At 45.5% G+C, this 5,161-nt stretch carries 4 protein-coding genes; 1 reads left to right on the forward strand and 3 read right to left on the reverse strand.

Annotated elements, in window-relative coordinates:
* Positions 1 to 209: 209 nt before the first annotated feature.
* Complete coding sequence (locus V7L97_RS10945; RefSeq protein WP_333655929.1) at positions 210 to 1,919, forward strand: methyl-accepting chemotaxis protein; 1,710 nt, start codon at positions 210 to 212, stop codon at positions 1,917 to 1,919.
* Positions 1,920 to 2,269: 350 nt separating this feature from the next.
* Here V7L97_RS10945 and V7L97_RS10950 read toward each other — a convergent pair whose 3' ends face one another.
* From V7L97_RS10950 to V7L97_RS10960, 3 genes are all read right to left on the reverse strand, one after another.
* The gene (locus V7L97_RS10950; protein WP_333655932.1) at positions 2,270 to 2,488 is read right to left on the reverse strand and encodes a hypothetical protein; all 219 of its coding nucleotides are present in this window, start codon (positions 2,486 to 2,488) and stop codon (positions 2,270 to 2,272) included.
* Positions 2,489 to 2,547: 59 nt separating this feature from the next.
* On the reverse strand, positions 2,548 to 3,705 hold the full coding sequence (locus V7L97_RS10955) for a sulfotransferase family protein (RefSeq protein ID WP_442891824.1): 1,158 nt from the start codon (positions 3,703 to 3,705) through the stop codon (positions 2,548 to 2,550).
* A gap of 241 nt (positions 3,706 to 3,946) precedes the next feature.
* A partial coding sequence (locus V7L97_RS10960) for a sigma-54 interaction domain-containing protein (RefSeq protein ID WP_333655937.1) occupies positions 3,947 to 5,161 on the reverse strand: 1,215 nt, incomplete at its 5' end.

Raw genomic sequence — 5,161 nt, forward strand, 5'->3', positions numbered from 1 at the left:
TGAAAATATTTGTAGAATTTGTCCAAAAATACTGCTAAACTTATTCATGCTTTCTCAGGTTCGGGTTTATATGTTTTTTACAATTCTATACTACCTGAATCGGAGGTCTTTCTAAAATCTATTTTGGACAGATGTGTCTAAAATTGTAAAATAAAAATACGGCATGCGTTTCCGGGGAGAAACATGCCGATCAAAAAAGGGAGGGTTCTATGAATTTATTTGTCCTTAAAAATCTCAGAGTAAAGTACAAGATATGGATGCTTGTCGGGGGCGCGGTATTTCTGACATGGATACTGCAGTTTTATTCGGCGTTTTATTTAAAGGAGAGGCTCCTCGAAGAAAAGCGCCTGAAAACAAGGCATTTGGTCGAGGTCGTTTACGGCACTCTCGATTATTTCCATAAGCTTTCAAAAGAAGGAAAAATGTCAGACGAAGACGCAAAGGCGTCCGCGATAGCGGTTGTAAAATCCCTGAGATACGAGCAAAAGGAATACTTCTGGATTAACGACAGCGCCCTCCCATATCCTAAAATGGTCATGCACCCTACAGTCCCTGCTTTAGACGGCAAGGTGCTGGACGACGCGAAGTTCAACTGCGCCACAAGCATGCAGGCGGGGATAGCAGGCAGCATATCAAAGACGGACGGAAAGAAAAATCTCTTTAGCGCCTTTGTAGAGATTTGCAACACGGCTGGGGAAGGCTTTGTGACCTATAACTGGCCCAAACCCCTCGCAGGAGGCGGCACTACAAAGGAGTTGTATCCCAAGCTTTCTTTCGTGAAAAAATTCCAGCCTTGGGACTGGGTGATAGGCAGCGGCATATATCTGGATGACGTGGACAAGATATTTTATAAAGAGCTCCTCACTATCATGCTAACGGGCGTAGTGGTAGTCGGTCTTTTAATGACTATGGGCTGGTTCGTTACGAGCAATATAAACGCGCCTCTCGCCGAGATATTAAAGGTCCAGAATGCCGTCGCGTCGGGCGACCTGACCGCGAGGGTCAAATATGAGGGCAAAGACGAGATAGGAAAGGTGGCGGAGAATCTTAATCTGATGATAAAGTCGTTCCGCGGCATGATCGAAAATATCCTCGCGGCGTCCAAAGAAGTAAGGGTCATTGTGGATTCGCTTCATCCAAAGGCCGAGGCCGCGAGCGATAGAGCCAAAAAACAGTCGGGGCAGGCGCATTTGATCGCGGTATCGGCAGAAGAGATGAGCCAGACGATCACGGACATCGCAAGGAATGCCGCAGTCGCTTCGGAAAGCTCGGACGAGGCGATGAAGATCGCTAACCGCGGCAAGGAAGTGGCTGAAGGGGCTGTCAACACGGTAAACCGGGTTCACGCGTCAACCAGAGAGCTTTCGACAATGATAGACAAGCTTAACGGCAGGGCGGCGGAGATAGGCGATATAGTTACGGTCATAAAGGACATTGCGGATCAGACAAACCTTCTCGCATTGAACGCCGCGATAGAAGCTGCAAGGGCGGGAGAACAGGGAAGGGGATTCGCGGTCGTTGCCGACGAAGTAAGGAAACTTGCCGAAAGGACGATAAAGGCGACTACCGAGATATCCGAAAAGATAGCGGCTGTTCAGGACGAATCCGAACAGACCACGAAGTCCATGAATGAAGCATCCACCGAAGTGAACAACGCGACGTCATATATAAGGGATGTTGGCGAGACCCTCGAAAACATAGTCAATTCGGTTCAGAAGGTGCGCGATCAGATAACCCAGATCGCTACGGCTGTTGACCAGCAGTCTGCCGCTTCGGAAGAGGTCGCGAAAAATATAGAGGCTACTTCCGCAATATCCAAAGAGATGGAGAAAATGGCGGAGGAAGTTGACAGCGAGGTCCAGAGGATAGTGATGATTTCGGAAAACCTCAAAAGCTCTACTTCGGGATTTAAGCTGTAGAAATCTTTTCGCAGCGCAGGTTCAGAAATAAAAGCGGGACGGCCGTCAGGATCAAGACTCCGCCGAGCGAGAGTATAAGCGTCTTGACGCCCGCAACCGCGATCAGGTAAAACGAAGTCAGTAGCATGCCTATAATGCTCCCGAAGGTCGAGAGTGCGTAAAGCCTGCCTATGGCGCTGCCGGAGGTATGGAGGCTGCAGATAACAAGCCGGGCGGTATAAGGGCTTACCGCGCCTAAATAAGTAAATAAGTAAATAAAATAAGTAAATATAAATAGGGACAGTAAATATAATAAATAGTAAATATAAAATATATAAATATAAATAAATATAAATAGGGACAGCGACCATTTAAAGTACGATTTCGGGGTGTGCAGCCCATTCCACTGTCTTTTTCTTGTACTCATTGATTTTCTGCTGCATCTTCGGTTTAATGTCCCCTGCTGCTGCAAAAGCAGGGAGCATTAGGATTACCGCTGCCATGACGAACCACACATAACCCTTTATGAGTGATCTCTTATAACGCTCAAACGTATTCATTGATATATCCTCCCTTAACAACTTTTCCATATTATATAGGCATCGCCGGCAGGGGGAGGCACCATGCGCCTCCCCCTGCCGGATACATTTTAAAGTGCCGCTTTACCCACATACCGCCTCTTGACACAGAGGTATTCCTTCCATCTCCGCCACGCACGCTGTCCCATTATCAATTCCTCATGTTGGTGACCTATGGGAAACTGGTTTTTAGGCACGTCAGAGTCTTTCCAGATGCCTTTTCTCTTCCTCTCTTCCCGCTGGTCGACAAGCCAGTCATTGTAACTTTCATATACGATATGTCCTTCCGGAGCATCCATAGTGGCAGCCCGTATCCTACCATCGAGTTCCCGGAAGAGTTCCTCTTCCTCCTTGCCGATTTCTATCGGCTGGACATCCAATTCATACCCTGCCTCCGCCAATTCCTTTCCTGCCACCGCCGCAAATATGCGTTGCTCCTTGAGGCTTAAAAGCTCTTTGTAGATGCCAATGTACTTATCGCTTGTAGCATGGCCAAGAGGCTTGTGGTCCTTGGTAGCGCCGCGGGCCTTGGCTAAATCGGTCTTGTAGAATTCAAGCATGGCTGGGTCATATTTTTCACCGAGAAAATCACATACCTGTTTCAATATCTTCTCAGGCTCCTTGACAAGGGTTTCGTATTTCACATCCATCCACTGTGAAGAACCGAGTTTTTCTCTCCATGGCTTCACTGCATTCTGACACATCTTCCAGACCTCTGTAGCACAGAAGATATTGGTAGGGCCAAAAGCAGACTCAAGGTAATCTGCACTGGCATCCCGCCCATCCCTCGTTATAAAGATAAGCTGGGCATTGGGAAAGTCTTCTAAAATCTCTTTTACAAAGAACAGATTGTAAGGCGTCTTTTCACCCCAGCGCGGCTTGCCGCCAGCCTCACGTGCAAACCTTTCATGCATTGCGCAATATATGCCAGCAAAACTCTTTTCTTTAACATCGGATATGATTTCGTCAACTATAGTCCTTGGATTCACCTTCATTCCCCAGAAAGGTGTCTTGAGGCCAAAGACCATCTCCTCTGCGAGTGTTCTAAAATTTTCATCCTTGCTGAGATCCCCGTAAGTGTATAGATATGGCCGAAATCGCGAATAATACCATACCACTTCGGGAACGGCAATCCTCGGATGGCACCCTAACATCGCCATCACAAGTGTAGTACCGGACCTCTCTGCGCCAATCATTATGATCGGCTTTTCCTTCAATACAATCGCTATAACAACTCCTCCTATATATTTTTTTTATGAAGCCTTCAGCTTCTGTAACTGTTAATAAGCAAGCTGCATGCCTGATTCTTTGGTATTATTAACTACTTGATATTATTGGATTTTTACAAAAGCTGAAATCTAAGATATCTCATTTATGGGAATTTGCATTCCATTTTTGAGATAGATAGATACCAAAGTTGTGATAGAAATAATCTGAATGTAGTTTGAGATAAAAAAGGAGTCCAAAAAACTAATGGGATGTGTCTGACTGAGGCAGCTTTCTCCAAAGGGTATTCGCACTGATACCCAATCTCTTAGCTGTCTCTCTCTTGTTAAACTGTGTTTCTTTTAATGTTTCCTCAATGATGATCTTTTCGTACTCTTCTAATCGCTCTTTCAGAGTTTTTGGTGGGGTATCGAGTTGCAGTTCTCCATGAATGATACCTTCTTTTGTCGCAATTCCACGGCTGTCATTTAATTCCTGGAGCAGTTCGTAAAGCAAATGGTCGTCGGACTCTAAATTGCCAAGCAGTACCACATACCTCTTTATCAGGGAGTCCAATTCACGGATATTTCCAGGCCAATTATATCCCTTCATCCGGTCAACCATTTTGTCCGAAATTCTTTTTGTTCCTCTGCCGTATTTATACAGAATTTCCTGAGCAATGAAAGGAATATCTTCCGGTCTTTTCCTCAGTGGTGGAATATCCAGTTTAAGAACTGCCAAACGGAAATAAAGATCCGCCCGAAATTTTCCTAAGTTCACCTCCTCCCAGAGGTCTTTATAAGTCGAGCTAATAATCCGTACATCTACGGGGACGATTCTATCACCACCAACGCGCATAACTTCTTTTTCTTCAAGAACCCTCAACAGCCTCACCTGAAGGCTTGAAGGGATATCCGCTATTTCATCGAGAAAGATAGTCCCTCCGTTTGCCATCTCAAACAGGCCGATCTTCCCACCCTTTTTAGCGCCTGTAAATGCGCCTTCTTCGTATCCGAAGAGTTCGCTTTCTAACAATGATTCAGGCAAGGCTGAACAGTTAATCGCCACAAAGGGTTTTCCCCTCCTGTCGCTCAAATTATGCATGCTCTGAGCGAAAATCTCCTTTCCTGTTCCAGTTTCTCCCTGGATTAAAATCGTCGCATCGGTTTTGGCATACTTTCTCGTTCTATCGAGAATCTGCCTCATTACCAGGCTTTCGCCCTTGATATGGTCTATTGTGTATTTTGCTACAAATCCCTTGATATAGAGCTTCTCTTTTAACTTTCTGTCGATGTTCTGGATCCTGGCAGCTTCCTTGAATGTTGCTACAACACCAAGTATCTCCCCGCTGATAACTATAGGTATTGTATTGATTACAATATCCACATCTCCTATCCGACGAATTATATCTATTTCCGGCAGTCCTGTTTTGAGAACGTTTAGCAATCCGGTACCCTTAATAACATTTGGAAGAGGTTC

Origin of the sequence: Dissulfurispira sp., from assembly GCF_036745535.1 — a bacterium.
In the GTDB taxonomy this organism is placed as follows: domain Bacteria; phylum Nitrospirota; class Thermodesulfovibrionia; order Thermodesulfovibrionales; family Dissulfurispiraceae; genus Dissulfurispira.

Coding starts and splice junctions, on each gene's coding strand:
- V7L97_RS10945 (WP_333655929.1), top strand. CDS start 210: ATGAATTTATTTGTCCTTAAAAATCTCAGAGTAAAGTACAAGATATGG.
- V7L97_RS10950 (WP_333655932.1), bottom strand. CDS start 2,488: ATGGAAAAGTTGTTAAGGGAGGATATATCAATGAATACGTTTGAGCGT.